Here is a 19,782-nt window from a genome sequence, read left to right on the forward strand (position 1 = left end):
TTGGCTTCATATTATTCATACAAGAAAAAAATGAAATTGTGTTTAAACTTCAACCATGAGGACAGAAAAAATGGATCTGAGTAAGCGTATAGAACCAAAAACCTGGGCTTTCGTTGAAAAAATCAAGAAAGCCGGTGGTAAGCCCATTTATGATCTTCCTGTACAAGAAGGAAGAGCGATTTTTGATAAATTGCAAGAAGCTCCTTCTATAAAAGAACCAGAGGTAGATATTGAAGATCGTTTTATTCAACATGCCAAAGGGAAAGTAGGCATTCGTATTATTCGTCCTAAAGGCTCAAAAGAAAAACTACCCGTAGTCATGTTCTATCATGGTGCAGGTTGGGTTTTTGGGGATTGGCAAACTCATGGACGTCTTGTTCGTGAGCTTTCAGTGGGTGCTCATGCTGCCGTTGTATTTGTCAATTATTCTTTAGCTCCAGAAGCACAATACCCAACTCAAATTGAAGAAGATTATTCGGCGTTGAAATACATTGCAGAGCATGGCAAAGAACTCAACCTGGATACTTCTCGTTTAGCCGTTGCGGGTGATAGTGTCGGAGGAAACATGGCCGCAGTGATGACCATTCTTGCCAAACAACGTGGCGGTCCTAAAATTGATTATCAAGTGCTCATTTATCCAGTAACTGATGCCAACTTTGAAAATGACTCCTACAAAGAATTTGCAGATGGTCCCTGGTTAACCAAAAAAGCCATGGAGTGGTTTTGGGACAATTATTTACCCGATAAAGCAAAACGAAAAGAAATCACCGCATGTCCTTTGCAAGCCACTGTGGATCAACTCAGAGGGTTACCTCCAGCACTGGTAATTAATGGTGAATGTGACGTATTGCGGGATGAGGGTGAGGCATATGAGCATAAGCTTAATGCAGCGGGTGTTCCCGTCACCGGAATCCGCCATCACGGCACCATCCATGATTTCGTGATGCTCAATGATCTTTTTGATACTCCAGCATGTCGTAGTGCCATTGAAACCATCAACAGTCATTTGCGCATGGCATTTGCCAAGAAGCACTAATTAAATAAGCTTGAGGGATACGACCAGTATCCCTCTTTATCTTTCATGACAATTCAAAATTCGAAACGTTTTTTTTATTTCCAGATTCTTTGTTTTTAATGCCTGTAAATAAAGGCTCTTGATACCCTCCTGGAAGGCCTTCTTTGGAAAAGACAATTTGCCATAACTGGTTGGTACGAGCACGAAAAGAACCGGCACATGCTAATAAATAATAGCGCCACATACGATAAAAACGTTGGTCATACTGTTCCTTTAAACGCTCCCAATTTTGTTCGAAGCGGTCATGCCAGGCCATTAGGGTGTTGTCATAATAAGCCCCAAAGTTCGCCCAGTTTTCCATAACAAATAATCCTTCTGAAGCGTTACTGATTTGCTCCATAGACGGAATCATACCATTAGGAAATATATATTTATTAATCCAGGGATCACTGGATTTGGTCGTTTCGTTTCCGCCAATGGTATGCAACAAAAACAAACCATTATCTTGAAGACAATCACGAACCTTTTGCATGTATACACGATAATTTCGATACCCTACATGTTCAAACATCCCTAAAGAAACCACTCGATCAAATTGTTCATCAAGGTCCCGATAATCCTGAAAGCGGAGTTCAATAGGCAACCCAGAACAATTTTGTTTGGCATAGTCATACTGTTCTTTGGATATCGTGATCCCCACCACACTAACGCCATAATGCTCCACCGCATATTTGGCAAAAGCACCAAAACCACAGCCTATGTCCAATACCCGCATCCCCGGTTCGAGTTTTAATTTCTGGCAACTTAATTCCAATTTATTCAATTGTGCGGCATCGAGATCATTGGCATTTTTCCAATAACCGCAGGTGTAATTCATACGGCTATCCAGCATGGATTTAAATAATTCATTGCCTAAATCATAGTGCCTTCGACCTACTTCAAGGGCTCGCTTTTTAGATTGATGGTTAATCAATTTGAGCCAAATTAATTTTGGCCATAACCATTTGTCAGCTTTGACTTTTTCATACAGTCGCGCCCGCAGAATACGGGTAAAGAATTGGTCGAGGCTTTTACAATCCCACCATCCATCCATGTAGGTCTCGCCCAGTGCTAAAGAGCCCTCATTAAAAATACGCTGGTAAAATTCTTCATTATTGATTTGAATATCCCAAGGTTCATTTCCATTGGGTGTAATACCCGCTGATTGCAAGAGGTCTGTTGCAATTTTTTTAATTTGCTGATTCATGAGTAGACTCATCCCTTCGTACTACACCATTCAAAAACTTTAAGCTGAGTAATTTTTATTGCTTTCGATCACTCAACTTATCCTGTAAAAAAATAAATACCTCAAACACCAAGAGTATTAATACAATATATTTTCCATACATTAACACTGTCTGTACTATAAAATTGCCAACTAAATTTTGTGTGTATAAAGCAAAAGAAAATGAATAATACATCCCTAAAGTAAAAATTCGGGTCCATTGAGAAAGATTATAAACAAAAATGCCCTGAATAAAACCTGCAATTATTATTCGATGGTACATTTTCAGTAGACTCATTCCCTCAACAAGACATAATAAACTGGTTGCAAGAATCCAAGTATTAAGAATGACCTTATCATCAAGAGCTTGAGTCGCGGTAATGGCCAAGCCCGAGATGGACAGGGCACCATGAATGATACTGTTTCCGTTACTCCAACCTAAGAGCAAACGTTTTTTTGAGCATGCAAGCAAATACTTTCCGACAATGATGATCCCAACGACATAGAACAAATAACCCAAAATAATCAATACCTGGCTTATTAAAATCGGCATTACCGACGCAAACAAAGAATGGGTAAGTAATGCTAATGCTTGCGTACTCACCGTAAGGAGTAAAATATTTCCCGTATGTATTTTTATTTTTTTAAAAAAAATACGCTGTAAATTGATTAATGAAATAACAAGATAAATCGGCCAAAAAAATAATGCGCAAAAGGCACACAACCAAATAACCAAATCCCAGGAGGGAAATTCTTGCAAAAATAAGAGTGTTAACACTGAGGAACCGGCTACCCACGTCCCGATACCCAATTGATTTATGGCGCGAGTAGTAAACAAATTAAATTGTCCAGCCATAGAACATTTTACAAAAAAGCATATTAAATAAAGCCCGATAACTAACAATTCCAGGATGATGAGTCGTTTAACCAAAGGGGTTACCCATTGAAATTGTGGCAACACATCAAAAGTGGCAATCCCAATAGCCATGACAATGCTACCGGCAGCGGTCTGGCAACAGATGCCATTCTGATAAAAGTGATGCACCAAAGCTGAGACTACAAATAAAATCAAGAGATACAGAACTGAATAATATTCCATAAAATGATGATCTTAGAGAGCACTCAATTAAAGTCGTATTCCATTCATTCTACACATTTGAACTCACAAGAAAACTCCCTGGCGTGCAAATTGCATGGGGATACAAAGCGACCTTTTAATTTTTGTAGTTCGCTTTTTGCTATTGACCTGATTTAAAGACAGCGCGCCTTAACATTTTTAGTGAGGATAAAATTATGCCCCTAACCAGTGCATTAAATGGATTAAGCAGTATCAGCGCTCTTAGCCTTTCACAACCTGAAGCCATCGCAGGTTTAGTAGCCCTTGGGATCGTAGGTACAGGAGCAGTCATTGCAATTGCTCATAAAAAATGGGAGCACTATGAAGAAAAAAAACATAGAGATGAAATTGAAGACATCAATCGACGCCATAAACATTTCTTGGAAAAAATTGAAGTCCCTGGTTATGGCGTCATTCAAGGCTTCCCTCCCATTTTCAAATTTACCCTTGAAAATGACATCAAATCAGTAGATTCCCTGCACTATACCGAGGATGATATTAAGGAAATAGGCAGAAAACTCCCACAAGTCCCCCCTGAGTTATCGTCATACAGGCAATCTATTCTCCATGCGATCTTAAAATTAAAAGAGTATTATTTAAGTCGTGATAATCATAATGATACTACCGCAGGAGTTCTTTCTTATTTACTCAATATCTTACAAAACAGATGCTTAAGCTTCGAAGGGTATGATTTTGATTCTGCATATCTTAGCGCCCTGACTGACTTTATTGATGATTATGCATCTAGAGAAGGTAGGGAAAATAGCCAGCATTTTAAACGTTTGCAACCAGTATATACCTACTTATTGGATGCCAAACAACACTTGGACAAACATAAAGAATCACTCTCATTACGTGAATTAGTCAATGAGCTCAGAGAAACCTGTCTTGATGACAGTAATCGATTGTTGCGACTCTTAGTAAAAATGGTGGTGCCCGAGAAAGAGAAGGATTTAGCAGATACAGTAGCCCTTGATGAGCTGGAAAATAATATGGTCCGTAGAGAGTATATTAAATCCGAAGTATGGGGGGCGGTACTTAGTAAATTTCATGAAATCAATTTACCGGAATCAGTATTTAAAGAGTGGATCATCGGTTTGGCTGCATATTATCTAAAATCCCTAAGGCCATGTTCCATTTTGAAAGAAAAGAAAGTCATATCAGCCGCTGATCTTTTTGCGTTCACCGATTGGGCACAAACCATTCAGCAGCAGAGCAGCAAAACATCAAAAGATAAGGCACGCTTAGACAAAGAATTAAAGGCCATCGTGCGGGTATTTAGTGACTCACCGAATTTTATTAACACCAAAAGAGTGGGGCCTGAAAAAAATCCTGAATTTGTGGTGGTTAATGAGGAGCACGAGTTGCTGGAGCGAACGGTCATCATGGCACACTTTGCCCACTTAATTCACGCCATTATTTCCTTACAAGCATTTTGCTCTCACTTATTGCACAGCATAGAACAATTGGGAGCAATTTATATTAATGATCCACAGCATTTTACTGAAATTTTTACTGTGCTCGACAATTTATGTAGGGTTGTTGAAGCCGACCTGAAGCACGTCAAAGAATCGTTGGTCGCGATCTCGAAGGCCAACAAAAATACCATGCGCCTTGCAAATCAAGGATTATTTCCCAAAGAAATCATCATGGTTCTCGAGTCAGTAGAACACATGCTATTGAAGCGTGGCACCCAAGTTAAAGAGTATAAAAATCGGCACTCTGAACCATCAGAATCAGCAACTAAGACAGCGGTTTATGAGATGCTTGCCGTCGCTCAGTTTTTTGAAAAAATGTATGCCCTACCACAAGCCATTGCTCAACCGAACAATCCATCTTTCGACGCTAAAAATAAAATTGCCGACACGCCTATCAAAGTCCTTGCTCCAGCGAAGTCATTATTAAAAGAAACCATCGCTCAAGATAAATCATTAGACATCAACCCAAAAGAAAAGGTTTTAAATGATCTGGATCAGCGCATAAGACGGCAGATTGCTACGATTCAAAAAGAGCAGCCCTCCGATTTGAACCGAGCCCAATATCTAAAAATCAGTTCTTCCTTAAGGATCTTGAAAATTAAATCCATGGCGATGTTACACGAGAAATCAACAGACGACGAACGGGTAGATAAAGCCCATAAAACCTACACGTTAGTGCTCTCTTTATATCACACAACCCTTGAGTTTTTGATGCTTCCCCAACACGTGCGAACAGAACAGTCGACTATGTTCATCCAAAAAATTCAGGATGCATTAAACACTCATGAAAACAGGGCCTTCATTGATAAACACCGAGATCCCCTCCCTAAATTCATAGCAGAACATTTTGGTTTTTTTCATACGGATAGTCGCAATAAATTATCTGCATTGCAGCAAGCTTACGAAGGGTTACACATGCAATCGGCATAGGTGCACTAAAGGATCCGGATAATAACTGAACCGGATCCTTTCAAATAGTTGAGGCTGTCTGTTTGAAGGTTTTTCAGGCTTTATTAATCACAACACGCAGTGCTTGCAACTTTAAAGCGGTACTGTGTATGTATCCCTCACTTTCGAGAAGCTGCTTTTTATAATAAGCAATTTCATCCTCACGTATCGAAGGGTTGAGACGTTTTAATGCTTCAAGCCGATTGATTTCGTGAGTGACACTTTGTTTCATCTGTACCGTTGCCTGTTCTATGAGCTCCTGAAGTTGGGCTTCAGCAACTTTTTTACTTTGTGCCAAGATGCTTTCAAGATCCGTTTGGATTTGCTGAATAATTGGATAGCCTAAATGACGTTTTACCGGCTCACACAGTTGATTTAATTGTTTATAATCCAATATTTTCGACAGATTCTTTCCAGACACATCCATCAGCACCCGAATAGGGGTAAGAGGCAGAAAGCGATCCAATTGCAATTTTTTAGGTGCAGCACAATTTGCTGTAAAAAAGGATTCCAAAAACAAAGTCCCAGGTTGAATACTTTTTATGGAAATCGTAGCTAAAGTGGCATTTCCCAACTCGGAATCCAAAGTCATTTCCATACATTCGCTGACCATGGGATGCTCCCAGCTCAGAAACTCAACATCTTCTCGCACAAGCGCTTTAGAACGAGAATAGGTGACCGTAACGCCATCTTCTTTTAATCCTGGAAAATGACTTGTTTTCATATGATCTGTAGGACGTACTATTTCCGTATTTTCAGAATGGTACTCATGATCAATACCGTATTCCTGAAATACTTGAGCCATATAATTTTCGAGCTCCAAACAATTTTCTTCTGCCTCAATAGCAGCAATCAATGCCTCTGCTTGGGCGGTATTACAGGAATTTAGTTCCAACAACCGATCGCGGCCTTCGTGAAGTGCTTGATTCATTTGCTCGGCACGAGTTTTCGTTTCCGCAATCAACTGCTCCAATTCGTGTGATGGCGTGTCTACTGTATTGAGAATTGCCAATAGCCGATCTTCAAATTCTTCATAAAGGGTAAAACCCACCGAGCAGCTCTTGGTAAATAAGTTAATTCCCTCTTGATACCAACGAAATAATTTCTCTTGCACCGTATTTATGAGATAAGGGACATGGATTTCAATGGTATGTCGCTGGCCAATTCGATCGAGCCGTCCAATGCGTTGCTCTAATAAATCTGGATTTAAAGGTAAATCAAACAATACGAGGTGATGCGCAAATTGAAAGTTTCGGCCCTCACTGCCTATTTCAGAACAAATCAGCGTCTGAGCCCCGTTTTCCAGTTCAGCAAAATAAGCTGCAGCACGATCCCGTTCAATAATTGATAATCCCTCATGGAACGAAGTGCTGCGAAGACCTGCTTTTAATTTTAAATACTGGTCTAAAGCAATTGCTGTATTGGCCTTAGCACAAATAACAAGAACTTTGTGGGGATGTAATTCATTAATTTTATTCGTAAGCCACTTCACTCGTGGGTCATTTTCCAGCCATATTCCCTTATCTAAAAGTTGTTCAGGATAAAGCTTACGTTGACCTTTTTGTTCATCCATTGTGGAATAAATCGGAGGACATTCCAAAGGATAGGCCTGCACTTGACGGTCAGGAAATCCTTGAATCGCAGCCCGCGTATTGCGAAATAGGACTCGTCCTGTCCCATGCCGATCCAACAAATCTTTTATGAGCTGACTTACTCTCAAACCGGTTATATCCCCCAAATAACTTTCCAATTGCGACTTAAGCGGCACTGGCAAAACATCCGTCGCCTGTTCCCCATAAGTCATCAACTGCTGCACCAGCATGTTGATGTGCTGATATCCTTCCTCTTCCTTTTTGAAGGTAGAAAAATCATAAAATCGTGATGGATCAAGCAATCTCAAGCGGGCAAAATGACTGGCAATTCCCGCTTGTTCTGGTGTTGCAGTCAACAGCAATAAGCCTTTACTTTGTTGTGCCAATGCCTCAATGCATTCATACTCAGGACTTTTTTCTTCCTCTGACCAATGTAAATGATGTGCCTCATCAACAACAAGCAAATCCCATTGGCTGCTCAGCGCTTGCTGGCGTGCTTGTTCATTTTCCATCAGAAAATCCAGGCTGCACAAAACCAATTGTTCGTTTTCAAAAAGATTCTCTTGGGTTGTACCAATATGCATTCCTTCTTCTTCATCTAGCTCATATAAAAGTTCATAACGCTCCGCATCAATGATCGAAAAATATAAATTAAATCGGCGAATCATTTCGACAAGCCATTGATGAATCAACGTTTGGGGAACCACTATCAATACTCGGCTGGCGCGACCCGTACCTAATTGATAATGAAGAATCATACCGGCTTCTATAGTTTTACCCAACCCGACTTCATCAGCCAACAACACCCGCGGTGCATAGCGTTGTGCCACCTCATTGGCAATATAAACCTGGTGTTTTAGATGACTGGTTCGTGACCCCAATAACCCCCTAACAGGAGATTGTTGCAATCTACTGAGATGATGCAGGGTATCTATTCTTAATTTAAAGGTGCTTAACTTATCCAACAAACCACTAAATAATCTTTGTTCTGGAGTGTTTAATTTGATAAAACAATCTAAGGAAAGCTCGCTAATTTGCAGTTCATTGCCCGCCTCATCTTCTCCCGTATAAAATAACAATCCTTGACGCTCTTCCACCTGAGTAATCTGTATTTTCTGTTGGTTTGCGGTAGTGACTTCTTCTCCCACTTTATAAATAATACGACTTAAGGGAGCACTGTCGGTGGAATAAATACGCTCTTCGTCTGCAGCGGGGAAGCTCACGCGCACCTGCCGACCATTCAAATCAATAATAATACCCAAACCAAGTTGGGTTTCGGTGTTGCTTATCCAGCGTTGGCCAATACGATAGGTCATAAAAATCATCTTTTGAGTTAAGTGTGAGTAAAATAATCAAAAAACCAAATAAACTCAACTTGACTTGTATTCTTTTTTTAAATAGCATGACCCGATTTTAATCAAACTCAAGGGGTTTATTTATGGAATCTAAATTTGCTAGAGAACCAAAAAGTAGTTCAAGAAAATCAGAACAGCGCGATTACCAGGAGCCCTATTATGAGGAAGAGGAAAAAGAATTGCGTCAAGAACCGCATTCAGTTTACCACACCCATACTTACCGTAAACGAGTATCCCTTGGCGGTGAAAAGGACGTATTGGATTTATTGTTAGGAAATTCGGAAGAAAAGCAAAGTGCAATAAATAAAGTTAAAGAGCAGCTACAACATGGTTATGGATTTGTACAAAAAACTGTACCTGGATTTTTTACTCCGTTTGGAAAGAAAAAAGCATTAGTAGAGCAACTTGGACTGAGTACTAAATCAGAAGTCGCGACTACAGTTACAGCACCAATTACAGCGCCTGTAGTATTTGCTGTTGTTGCTGGAGTTGCAGCCCTTGCTGCCGCAGTCACTGCACTTATTGCACTTGCAAAATTGGTTATTGCTGCAGGTTTTGGATTACATAGTCTGCGTGCAGGCAAAGAAGAGGCCATAGAAACTGCAAAAGATAACCTCACGACTGCTGCAAAATATGGAATTATTGCGGCTGCTTGTACTGCTATTGCTGTTGCTGCATCCATAGCAACCGCTGTTATAGCTCCTATAGCATTGCTGTATCTTCTTACCCGTACCGGCGCAACTGCTGCTGCCAAAATTGCTGAGTGTGCTGCCTCTTCCGAAGAAAGTTCTGAATATAGAGCTCAGATAATGTAACATGTTCTTTATTAAGTTGGGCTCCCAAGCCCAACTTTTATTAAAGATACATCAATTTTTTTATTGAGATGATCATCACTTAATTGCGGCGTCAGCTGATCATTAACTCTAGGGAATAAATTTTTCTTGTTTTTTTAAGATATTCTGGTTAAAAATAGTAGTTACAGGAAGATTATTCAACAGAAAGGAATTCACATGGCTACCAACGAAGAAGAAACTCGGCAACTTATTGATCTGGATACAGTAGAAGAAAGGGAGCTTGATGCAGAAGAAAGGGAGCTTGATACCGTTCAAGAGCCTGAGCACCATAAAGAATCAACAATACTTGCAATAGAAGAAACAGCATCTAAAGAAATAAAAGACAAGTTAAAAAATCTTCACGATACCGATCAAGACAAACTTGTAAAAATTACGATTACCAAAGAAATATTTGAGCAAATCAAAAAAAGTCTACAAGATACCATCAAAAGCATGGAAAAAAATCCGAGTATGTTCTCGCGAGCTGCGGAATACTGGGGTGAGTTACCGCTTTGGCAAAAAATTATTGGTGGAGTCGCATTAACGGTCCCCACCCTAATTATGGGCATCGTCGCACACATTGGTTTTCTTTTGGCGCTTTGTGGGGTCACTGCGGTTACCTATACAGCAGGGGGGATCATCCTTGACGATCATCATAAATGCAGTACCAGTGCTATTGAAAGTTTGCAACAAGGTATATTAGGCTTAGCCGACCTCCTGCAATTAACCATTAATGCCCTGGATATTATCCGTCAACAATTAGCAGTAGAGATTCAAAAATTTGCCAATGAAAATGTACGGCTCACAGAAAATATTGAGGCGCTAAGCAAGCGCATTGATTTGATTGACAAACAAGTCATGGCCACCGTTAAAATTAATGAGGCATTAGGCGAAACTCAAAGCGGATTAGTAGAAGTTTCTGGAGCCCTTAAGAAGGGAGTGGAACAACAAACCGACTTAATGCAAAAAAATCAGGAAAAATTAGACCGCATCACTGAAGGATACAAGGCCAGTCAAGAGGAGTTAAAGCAAAAAGTTCTGGAAGTGCATAAGGTGAGAGAAGCACTCGGAGCGGATCTTGATAAAGCGCAAATAATGATCGACACGTTGCATGCTACCATATCAGAATTAACGGCGGCCGCCATCGGCAAGGAAGAACAACGCCAGGCTTTCCAGGAAAGACTCGATTTATTTCTAACTAATAAAGAAACGAGCTTTGATACCATAGTGACACGCATCTGCGATGCCGAGAGGAAACTGGTGCTGGTGCAACAAGAGCTTGAAAAATCGAATGCCCGTTATCAAGAACTTCTTGTGATACAAGAAAAACATATAGACACGCTTAAAACACTAAGTACTCCTCCTTCAAATCAGGGCACTCCGCCTACTGATCAACTAACCCCAACAATACCTGTGAGTCAGTTATTGGTTAAGAATGGGTTTTATGCAGAGAAACAAGAAACTGGCAAGGGGTTAGATATGGCAATGCAACCAACACAGGTGTTTAACTAATAATAAAATGACCAAGAACAATCCCCTCTCCTCAGTGGGAGAGGGGCCGGGGTGAGGGTTCTCACTGACCTATTTTTTTCTCCCTTCCAAAGTCAAATCATATGCCGCTAGGGCCGCTTTCACCGCGGTACGCTCACTGATCCGTTGATACCATTTAAGTAAATGAGCAAAACGCTGCACATCAATAGTCTGTTGATAAAAAACTTGAAAACAGTAAATCCAGGGCCAAATGGCCATATCAGCAATGGTGTATTCCTTGCCAGCAATATAAGAAAATTGAGTCAGTTGTTTTTCCATAACCCCTAACAAACGCTCACTTTCATCCGCATAACGTTTGAGTGCATACGGAATTTTTTCATCCATACGATGAAAATGCCCCAATTGACCAAACATGGGACCTATATGAGCTGCTTGAAAAAGGCACCATTCGATAACAGCGTACTTATTGTGCAGTGAATCGGGTAAAAATTGATGATGTTTTTCTGCAAGATATTGCAATATAGCCACGCTCTCAAACAAATAAAAATCGGTTTGCGAGTCATATAAAACCGGAATTTTATTATTCGGGGAAATTTTTAAAAACTCCGGATTAAACTGTTCCCCTTTAGAAATATCAATGGTTTTAATCACATAGGATTGGGACAACTCATGCAGCATAATCGTCGGTTTAATCCCATTGGGTGTTCCAAATGAATACAAGGTATACATGCGAAACCTCCTTGTTATTAGCTCTGAACTGATATTATAGTGTAGTTTTTTCCTTCGCGTAAAACCAGTCTGGCTAATCAATAGGATAAAAAGCCTTCCTTGAAATAAACAAACGATAACCCGTATTGAATTATGTAGCGCGGAGGCATCATTTTAGTCTATTCTTAAAAATCATGAGCAGCGAAAAGGAATTACCCATGAGCTTCAAAGATAAAGTGGCTATTCTCAATAGTTCCCGCATTCCCTTTGTCAAATCACAAACGAACTATTTAGGAAAATCCAATCAGGATATGTTAGGAGCAGCATTAGCTGATCTTATTAGTAAAACTAAAATTCAAGGTGAATTATTGGGTGATTTTATTGCAGGAGCAATTATGAATCATCCTTTTGACTGGAATCTGGCACGCGAAACTGTTTTAGGTAGTGACTTGTCTCCAGAAACTCCCGGATTAACCATACAACGTGCTTGTGGTACGGGTTTAGAAGCAGTCAATTTAATTGCGTTAAAAATTGCTAATGGCCAAATCGCTGCAGGAATAGCAGGCGGGTCAGACACCAATTCCGATATTCCCCTAATTGGCCAAAGAAAACTAACTCATTTTTTAATTAAATTTCAACAGGCTAAGGGGTTGAAGGAAAAACTTAGACTGCTCAAAGAATTTCGCTTGGGCATGTTAAAACCTTTATTACCGGAAGTCCGCGAACCACGCACTGGCTTGTCTATGGGCGATCATTGTGAATTAATGGTTAAAGAATGGCAAATTACCCGTCAGGCTCAAGATGAATTGGCTTTTCGCTCACATCAAAATGCGACGCAAGCCTACAATGAAGGGTTTTATGACGATCTAATAGCACCCTTTGCTTCTCTAAAGCGAGATACCATTACCCGTAAGGATCCTTCTTTGGAAAAATTGGCTTCCTTAAAACCTGCTTTTGATCAATCAGATCAAGGCAGTTTAACTGCAGGAAACTCAACACCACTCACTGACGGTGCCTCTGTTGTATTATTAGGCTCTCCTGAGTGGGCCAAAAGTCATCAACTAGAACCTCTCGCTTATTTTGTGGACTGCGAAGTGGCGGCAATAGATTTTGTGCATGGAGCAGGGTTATTGATGGCACCAACGATTGCTGTCGCTCGTTTATTGGCAAGAAATCGACTGAGTTTGCAAGATTTCGATTATTATGAAATTCATGAAGCCTTTGCTGGTCAAGTATTATGTACGTTAAAAGCGTGGGAATCTGCTGAATATTGTCAAAAATTGTTACATCTCAAGAAGCCTCTAGGAAGTATCGACACACAAAAAATGAACGTAAAAGGAGGGAGTCTTGCCCTTGGCCATCCCTTTGCTGCTACGGGTGGACGTTTGGTGGGTGCGGCCGCCAAAATCCTGGCCAATCAAGGACAAGGACGTATCCTTATCAGTGTGTGCACTGCGGGAGGAATGGGCGTTGCAGCGATTGTTGAACGCTAGTTCCTTCATCCTGATGCAGTGAGGCGATCTCCACGACGCAGGGGATCCCTCGCTGGGCTCGATGACAAAAGGTCTCGCACTTCGGGCTAACCTTAATTATTAACTAATGTATAAACACTTGCTTCTGCTTTTTGTATTCGCTCAGCATGAAGATGTTTGGCTTTACTGGCAAAAAAATTGCCTGCCAGATAAGCGCCCGCCCCGGTGATTGAAGAAACTGCCTCTGTAACCGCCAAAGGAGGGTTGGGGGTATTATGGTTTGGTTTAAAGAAAAAACCACCGCCATAGGTAGCCTTTGCAGCCACCTCAACCGTTTTGTTTAGCAAAACATTCATCGTCTCAAAATACAGTGGAATGTTGAAACTACTGGTTCCCAAATCGATGTTGATATTAAAAGGCATTGATATGGTTGGACCATTATAATAGGCACCAGCCACATAGCGTTCGCCCGAGGGAGGATAGGTGATCTTAGGAACCGTTCTGCTTGAAAAATCAAGTGCCGTGGTGGCAACCGTAGTACTGAGCATCGCCATAGATAGTGCACCAGCAAAAGCTTCTGCACTGACATAACCATACTCTTTCCACTGCGGCTTGGCAATTTGCAATCCATGATTGCGCGCATAATAACGCTGTTCTTCCCTATTTTCCTGCCACTGATTAATCGTTGCGCCTAAAGTTTTTAAGGCAATCCCTGATGCCATGCAAATAGTACTGGCAGTTTGCACCACGCCTGAACTGATGTAATCGGTTACATTATAAGCGGTACCATTATTTATATTATTACTGTACGTCAAAGGAAATGATTCACTAAGACTATAATTTATGTTTGTAAGGTTGACTCCTAAAGTAAAATTACCCGTAGCATTCACTGCACCATAATAGGACGCACTGACTTCTTCTAAATTAAGCATATTAGAGACAGCATACGCTGCTCCCCCCAGAGTACATGCCAAAGTGCCACATACACTCATTGTATCTGCTACTGCATGAACTGTAGTATCAAATGCCCAACTGGTTGCCGACCATAATCTATCCGCCCAACGCATAACCTACATCCTTTTTTACAATAAAAAAAATGACTTGAGCATAATTTTTCATCATGACAAGTCAAAATATCGACACCCAAGCTGTCTTAATTTCTATCAGAACATATCTAAATCAACCGGTCAATAATTTATTGAGATGCAGAATTTTATCGCTGCGAGGTCATCCCTCGCGCTACTCGGGTTCGCCCCGCGAAACACAATGTCTGATGAAGCGCTTGCTGCCCCCCCCCCCGGAGATGAGGTGGATGCAAACATCCTCCTAAAGATGGCGCAAATAAAAATTCATTGCACTCGCTCGATTGGTGAAAAGCCAATTGATTCCTCGATTTAATTCCCGATACATGCTGAACTTGGAATCGATCATGCCCACACCAACAATTTGTTTGGCGGCTTTGAGTCTTTTAACAACCTGATTATTCATTAAAAGATAATGGCCTAAAACGCCCCCATAATGCTCGCGTAAACTGATATTGCAAAATTGACGCACATTATTATGCCCTGCTACCAATAACAGTGCATTTTTTGGAAATTGCGATAAGGAGCTAAAAACTGCCGAATTTAAAGTGAGCAAGTGATAATGTTCTCCAGCAGATAATCCATTCAATGCACGAACTAAAGCGTCTTCATCTTGAAACGGTGCTTTTAATTCGATCAGTAAATGCATGCTCTGTCCATATCGGGCAACAACTTCATTGAGTGTAGGCACTTCTGGGCTGAGTGTTCGTAATTCATTAAAGCTCAGCCGAGCGATTGCTCGATCATGTCCCCATAGACGCTTTAAAGTAGGATCATGATTCACCACGAGTACTTTATCCGCAGTGGCGTGTACATCAAGCTCAATCCCCCAGCACCCCAATTCTTTCGCCAAATCAAATGCCGCTAGCGTATTTTCAATGAGACCCTGTGCGTGATTGTGTGCTCCCCTGTGTGCAATCAAACGTGTGGATTTAACCATCTCCAATGACGGTTTCTCGCGGGGACGGAGCGCAAAATAACCATCCACAGTTCTTTCTATTAGATGAAGTAGCACAAGCACTATTCCTAATCATTGATATTTTAGGCCAATAGAATCTATTGTATGTGGGAGAAATTGAAAAGGCAAAACAGCTGATTTCTCTTTCAATTTGTGTAAAAATAATAGGCTTTTTAATTTATGGTCTGTATATGCCTATAATTACAACCCACATCGATGATGCTATTCGCGATTTGCTTGCAGGAAAACCTGTTGCCATACCTACAGAAACGGTCTATGGATTAGCCGCTCCCATTAATAACGAGCAAGCCATTAGAGCTGTTTTTGCAATGAAGAACAGACCATTAAACCATCCTTTAATCGTTCACGTTGCCCACGATTGGGATCTCAATCAATGGGTCAAAGACATACCAGTCTATGCCCAACAACTCATTAAAAAATTCTGGCCAGGTCCTTTAACTCTTGTTTTACGTCGCAAAGCAGAGCAAATTACTCCATTGATTACGGGAGGTCAGGCTACAGTAGCCATCAGATGCCCAGCCCACCCTATAGCCCAGGAACTATTAATCAAATTAGGGATCCCGCTGGTTGCTCCCTCCGCAAACCCTTTTGGGAAAGTCAGCCCCACAACGGCACAGCATGTGAGTGAATCATTCCCCAATCAAGAATTAACCATATTGGATGGAGGTCGTTGCACTGTAGGTATTGAATCCACCATTATCGATGCAACTCATGCAGCGAACTATCAAATTTTACGTCATGGACTTATTGATGAAAAAACCATCGCCGAAGTCATTACAATACCCTCACTGGACCATGAAAATACGCTGCGAGTTCCTGGAAAATTAGACAGTCATTACCAACCGCAAAAGTTGTTATATTATTTTAACGACAATGAAGCACTGACTCATTTTTGCCAAAAAAATCCAGATAAAATCTACGTTATTGCCAGCAAAAAGCCCCTAGGAATCCTTACAGAGCATTTTCATCGATTGCAAGAACATCCTGAGCAAGTAGCATTTGATCTCTATTATCAATTAAGAAAAGCAGACACATCCGATGCCCAAGTCATTGCGATCGAGCTTCCTCCGGCAATAGGCGCGTGGCAAGGCGTAAGAGAGCGTATCTTAAAAGCAGGAGTTCCCTATTCCAGCTAGTTGAAACATTTTGTGCAAGATTAATCTGAAAAAGCCATTGACAGATCCACAAAATATGAGTAACTTAGCGCCACAATGCCGAGGTGGTGGAATTGGTAGACACGCTAGCTTCAGGTGCTAGTGGGGGCAACTCCGTGGAGGTTCGAGTCCTCTTCTCGGTACCATTAAATCGATTATAAATCCATTTCTATTCGATCCCAATCACGGGAACTTCCAGTCACCCTGGCTGCGCAACACCTTATCTTAAGCATGATTCCGCATAAAAATTTTTAAATGAACCACTTATGAAGTGAAGAAAGCTTGGGCCAAGGCCTAACTTGGCTTAAATACAAAGAGGGTTACCTGAGTGCAAGCAACCAAACTACATTTCGGCTATGATGTGTGTTGGTAAGTTAATTTGCTTCAGTTATTATAGACCAACGTAAAAAGGAGGTTGTGCATGAAAATTATTATCGGAGGTGGAACAGGATTAGTTGGTCAAATTTTAGTACCTGAGTTGATTCAATCAGGGCATAATGTGTATGTCATTGGGCGAGATGAAGAAAAAATTAAACAAACCTTTGCAAACACGGTACACGCAATTTCCTGGGATGAACTTGATCTGTTAAATCCGAATGAATTCGATGTAATTATTAATTTAGCTGGTGAAAATATTGCGGATGATCGTTGGACTGACAAAACAAAAGAAAGATTGCTCTCAAGCCGCATTGAGACAACCAGCCAATTAGTGCTATGGGGAATTAAAGCCGAAGCAAAAAAGCCTCATTTATATAATGCAAGCGCAGTAGGCATTTATGGATTACAGAAAAAACAAGCAGCAAACAATCTTACGTTTACGGAAACGACCCCCCCTATTGATTCGCCTGAAACCAGTTTTTCGACTCAGCTCGTTACCCAGTGGGAACAAACCGCCAAAAGGGGTTTTGAATTGGGGATGCCGGTAACCCTAATGCGTTTTGGTGTGGTTTTAAAGCGTGGCGCTGGGATGTTAAAAAAATTGGAATTACCTGCAAAATATGGTCTGGGCGCTGTACTGGGTTCTGGTGAGCAACCTTTAGCATGGATTGACAGTACTGATCTGGTTGAGGCTATTATGTTTTTAATCGCTCATCCAGAAATTACCGGCCCAGTGAATTTAGTTGCCCCAGAGTGTGTATCACAAAAAACATTTACCAAAACATTCGCCCAGGTGCTCGAAAAACCTGCTTTTTTGCGAATGCCTGCCTGGGTTGTAACGCTTTTATTCGGACAAATGGGTGAAGAATTATTATTGTCAGGACAAACCGTGGCCCCACAACGTTTGTCAGAGTATCAATATGATTTCAAATACCCCACTTTATTATCTGCTTTAACTAAAGAATTTGGAGGTTAAATTTATGAGTCTTCGCTTGTTATCCCTGGAAGAAGTAAAACAAAGTATCACCATGAGTCAAGCAATTATGGCAATGGAAAATGCGTTTATTCAACTCGCAAAACAACAGGTTAAATTGCCATTAAGAACAGGGATGACGATTGAAGAAGAAGAGGCGCTGACTTTAACCATGCCAGCTTATTTGGCCCAAGATAAAGCTTTAGGTTTGAAAGTGGCCTCCATTTTTCCCAAAAATAGCGCACGCAATAAACCCTCAATTACCGGTTTTATTATGTTGCTTGATGCCAGTACTGGTGAGCCTCAGGCATTAATGGATGCAGGGTACCTCACTGCATTGAGAACCGGAGCAGTTTCTGGATTAGCAACCCAATATTTTGCGGCAGAGCACGCAAGTCATGCAGCAATCATTGGATCAGGAGTGCAAGCAGAGACCCAGCTTCAGGCTGTAGCAACGGTACGTGATATAAAACAGGTCTCAGTCTGGTCAAGAAATATTAAAAGTGCAGAACAATTCGCAACAAAATTTGCAAACCAATACACGATTAATGTCTATGATCATCTATCCTCTGCGGTTAAAGACGCGGACATTATCTGCACTGCCACTGCCAGTACTGAACCCTTAATTCACTTGCAGGACCTACAACCTCATGTACATATTAATGCCATCGGCTCCCACACCCCCAAGATGAGAGAAATCAGTGATAATGTGCTCAAACACAGCGTCGTGATCGTCGATCAATTAAGTGCGGTGATGGCGGAGGCAGGCGAAATTATCAGTGCAGTCCAACAAAATCAGATAAAGCAAGAGGATATTATTGAGATTGGTAATTGGTTAATGCTTAAACAACCGAATTACAAAAACCAAATCACGGTTTTCAAATCAGTAGGGCTTTCGATTCAGGACGTAAGTGTCGCCTCTGTTGTTTATCAAAATGCGGTCCATAAAAACTTGGGCACTGCATTTGTGTTAAATTAAGCGGAATTGATATAGCCTGTACCCTGGGTTCGTAGCGCTAACCCAGGGTACGATTATACTCAGAATTTTTCCATAGATGTTAGATAATTTCCCCTAACGCCTGACCAAAGCGTATGACACTTCCTGCTTTTAATTCTTTATTCCAATTCATTTGATTACCATTTGCAAACAGCAAAACCACTGTGGAACCTAATTTAAAATACCCCATTTCCGCCCCTTTAGCCATTTGCTTGCGCTTTTCGTGTTGGTATTCAAAATCAACACGGTTTTTGCTGCGTTTGATTTCCCCATGCCAACTGGTTCCTATCGCCCCAACTATAGTCGCTCCGACCATCACCATCACCATGGGGCCTATTTTAGTAGAAAAAAAGACAGCCAATCGTTCATTACGAGCAAATAATCGGGGTACAACTCGAACCGTCGAGGGTTGGACTGAAAATAAAGCACCAGGCATATAACTCATGGAAATGAGCTCGGCATCAATAGGCATGTGGACACGATGATAATCTTTAGGTGATAAATACAAGGTAGCGAAACGTCCATTAATAAATTGCGCCGCCAGATCTTTAGGACACATTAAAAGATCTTCTACTGAATAATAATGCCCTTTTGCCTGTATGAGTTGACCTTGCTCTATAGATCCTATTTCACTAACACAGCCATCTACCGGCGAAATAATGTCCGCTTGGGCCAATGGCCTGCTTTCTGCTTTTAAATAACGAATAAAAAAATCATTAAAACAAGCGTACGCAGTAGGATCTTCGATTAAAGCTTCACTCATATTAACTTGGTATTTATTGATAAAGCGTTGAATGATGTAATTCTTTACCTTGTGATGTTTCACGTCCGCCAAGCATCCAGCTAAAGTCGTGAGCCCATGTTGAGGAATCAGATATTGAGGCAATGTTTTTAGTAAATCAAAGGACATATAAAGCTCTTGCAACGTTTTAGAAAAAAGGATCAT

General features: G+C 40.9%; 15 protein-coding genes and 1 tRNA gene. 9 read left to right on the forward strand and 7 right to left on the reverse strand.

The window, feature by feature from the left end; genetic code table 11:
- The first annotated feature begins 70 nt into the window (after window positions 1–70).
- Window positions 71–1,036, forward strand: a complete 966-nt coding sequence (locus OQJ13_RS08570) for an alpha/beta hydrolase (RefSeq protein WP_028381493.1) — start codon at window positions 71–73, stop codon at window positions 1,034–1,036.
- 43 nt (window positions 1,037–1,079) lie between these two features.
- Here the strand turns inward: OQJ13_RS08570 and cfa are convergent, their stop codons facing one another.
- Together cfa and OQJ13_RS08580 are read right to left on the reverse strand one after the other, a co-directional pair.
- Entirely contained in the window at window positions 1,080–2,261 is a 1,182-nt protein-coding gene (cfa, locus tag OQJ13_RS08575; RefSeq protein WP_265710455.1) for a cyclopropane fatty acyl phospholipid synthase, read from the reverse strand.
- Between the two features lie 55 nt (window positions 2,262–2,316).
- Entirely contained in the window at window positions 2,317–3,378 is a 1,062-nt protein-coding gene (locus tag OQJ13_RS08580; protein ID WP_265710456.1) for a hypothetical protein, read from the reverse strand.
- A gap of 194 nt (window positions 3,379–3,572) precedes the next feature.
- Here OQJ13_RS08580 and OQJ13_RS08585 point away from each other — a divergent pair, with 194 nt between their 5' ends.
- Complete coding sequence (locus OQJ13_RS08585) at window positions 3,573–5,804, forward strand: hypothetical protein (protein WP_265710457.1); 2,232 nt, start codon at window positions 3,573–3,575, stop codon at window positions 5,802–5,804.
- Window positions 5,805–5,877: 73 nt separating this feature from the next.
- Here OQJ13_RS08585 and rapA read toward each other — a convergent pair whose 3' ends face one another.
- On the reverse strand, window positions 5,878–8,730 hold the full coding sequence (gene rapA, locus OQJ13_RS08590) for an RNA polymerase-associated protein RapA (protein WP_265710458.1): 2,853 nt from the start codon (window positions 8,728–8,730) through the stop codon (window positions 5,878–5,880).
- 122 nt (window positions 8,731–8,852) lie between these two features.
- On the opposite strand from rapA, the gene OQJ13_RS08595 reads away from it, so the two are divergent.
- Window positions 8,853–9,584: a hypothetical protein gene (locus tag OQJ13_RS08595; protein WP_265710459.1), complete on the forward strand. Its 732-nt coding sequence runs from the start codon at window positions 8,853–8,855 to the stop codon at window positions 9,582–9,584.
- 195 nt (window positions 9,585–9,779) lie between these two features.
- Entirely contained in the window at window positions 9,780–11,114 is a 1,335-nt protein-coding gene (locus OQJ13_RS08600) for a LegC2/C7 family Dot/Icm T4SS effector (RefSeq protein ID WP_265710460.1), read from the forward strand.
- A 69-nt stretch (window positions 11,115–11,183) separates the two neighbouring features.
- Here OQJ13_RS08600 and OQJ13_RS08605 read toward each other — a convergent pair whose 3' ends face one another.
- A complete protein-coding gene (locus OQJ13_RS08605) occupies window positions 11,184–11,822 on the reverse strand; it encodes a glutathione S-transferase family protein (protein ID WP_265710461.1) in 639 nt (212 codons plus the stop codon).
- 197 nt (window positions 11,823–12,019) lie between these two features.
- Between OQJ13_RS08605 and OQJ13_RS08610 the strand changes: the two genes are divergently transcribed.
- On the forward strand, window positions 12,020–13,294 hold the full coding sequence (locus tag OQJ13_RS08610; RefSeq protein WP_265710462.1) for an acetyl-CoA C-acetyltransferase: 1,275 nt from the start codon (window positions 12,020–12,022) through the stop codon (window positions 13,292–13,294).
- Between the two features lie 92 nt (window positions 13,295–13,386).
- Here the strand turns inward: OQJ13_RS08610 and OQJ13_RS08615 are convergent, their stop codons facing one another.
- Both OQJ13_RS08615 and OQJ13_RS08620 read right to left on the reverse strand, forming a co-directional pair.
- Window positions 13,387–14,340, reverse strand: coding sequence for a hypothetical protein (locus OQJ13_RS08615; RefSeq protein ID WP_265710463.1), 954 nt, complete (start codon window positions 14,338–14,340; stop codon window positions 13,387–13,389).
- Window positions 14,341–14,599: 259 nt separating this feature from the next.
- Entirely contained in the window at window positions 14,600–15,370 is a 771-nt protein-coding gene (locus OQJ13_RS08620) for a glycerophosphodiester phosphodiesterase (protein WP_265710464.1), read from the reverse strand.
- 134 nt (window positions 15,371–15,504) lie between these two features.
- Here OQJ13_RS08620 and OQJ13_RS08625 point away from each other — a divergent pair, with 134 nt between their 5' ends.
- The 4 genes from OQJ13_RS08625 to OQJ13_RS08640 all read left to right on the forward strand — a co-directional run bounded on the left by OQJ13_RS08625 (window position 15,505) and on the right by OQJ13_RS08640 (window position 18,818).
- Window positions 15,505–16,470 (forward strand): L-threonylcarbamoyladenylate synthase, encoded by a 966-nt coding sequence (locus OQJ13_RS08625; RefSeq protein ID WP_265710465.1) that lies wholly within the window; start codon window positions 15,505–15,507, stop codon window positions 16,468–16,470.
- 77 nt (window positions 16,471–16,547) lie between these two features.
- A tRNA-Leu gene (locus tag OQJ13_RS08630) sits at window positions 16,548–16,634 on the forward strand.
- A 275-nt stretch (window positions 16,635–16,909) separates the two neighbouring features.
- The gene (locus OQJ13_RS08635) at window positions 16,910–17,842 is read left to right on the forward strand and encodes a TIGR01777 family oxidoreductase (RefSeq protein ID WP_265710466.1); all 933 of its coding nucleotides are present in this window, start codon (window positions 16,910–16,912) and stop codon (window positions 17,840–17,842) included.
- 4 nt (window positions 17,843–17,846) lie between these two features.
- The gene (locus OQJ13_RS08640) at window positions 17,847–18,818 is read left to right on the forward strand and encodes an ornithine cyclodeaminase family protein (RefSeq protein WP_265710467.1); all 972 of its coding nucleotides are present in this window, start codon (window positions 17,847–17,849) and stop codon (window positions 18,816–18,818) included.
- Between the two features lie 79 nt (window positions 18,819–18,897).
- On the opposite strand, the gene asd is transcribed toward OQJ13_RS08640, so the two are convergent.
- Complete coding sequence (gene asd / locus OQJ13_RS08645; RefSeq protein ID WP_265711911.1) at window positions 18,898–19,746, reverse strand: archaetidylserine decarboxylase; 849 nt, start codon at window positions 19,744–19,746, stop codon at window positions 18,898–18,900.
- Window positions 19,747–19,782 lie beyond the last annotated feature (36 nt).

Origin of the sequence: Legionella sp. PATHC035, from assembly GCF_026191115.1 — a bacterium.
Taxonomy (GTDB): Bacteria; Pseudomonadota; Gammaproteobacteria; order Legionellales; family Legionellaceae; genus Legionella.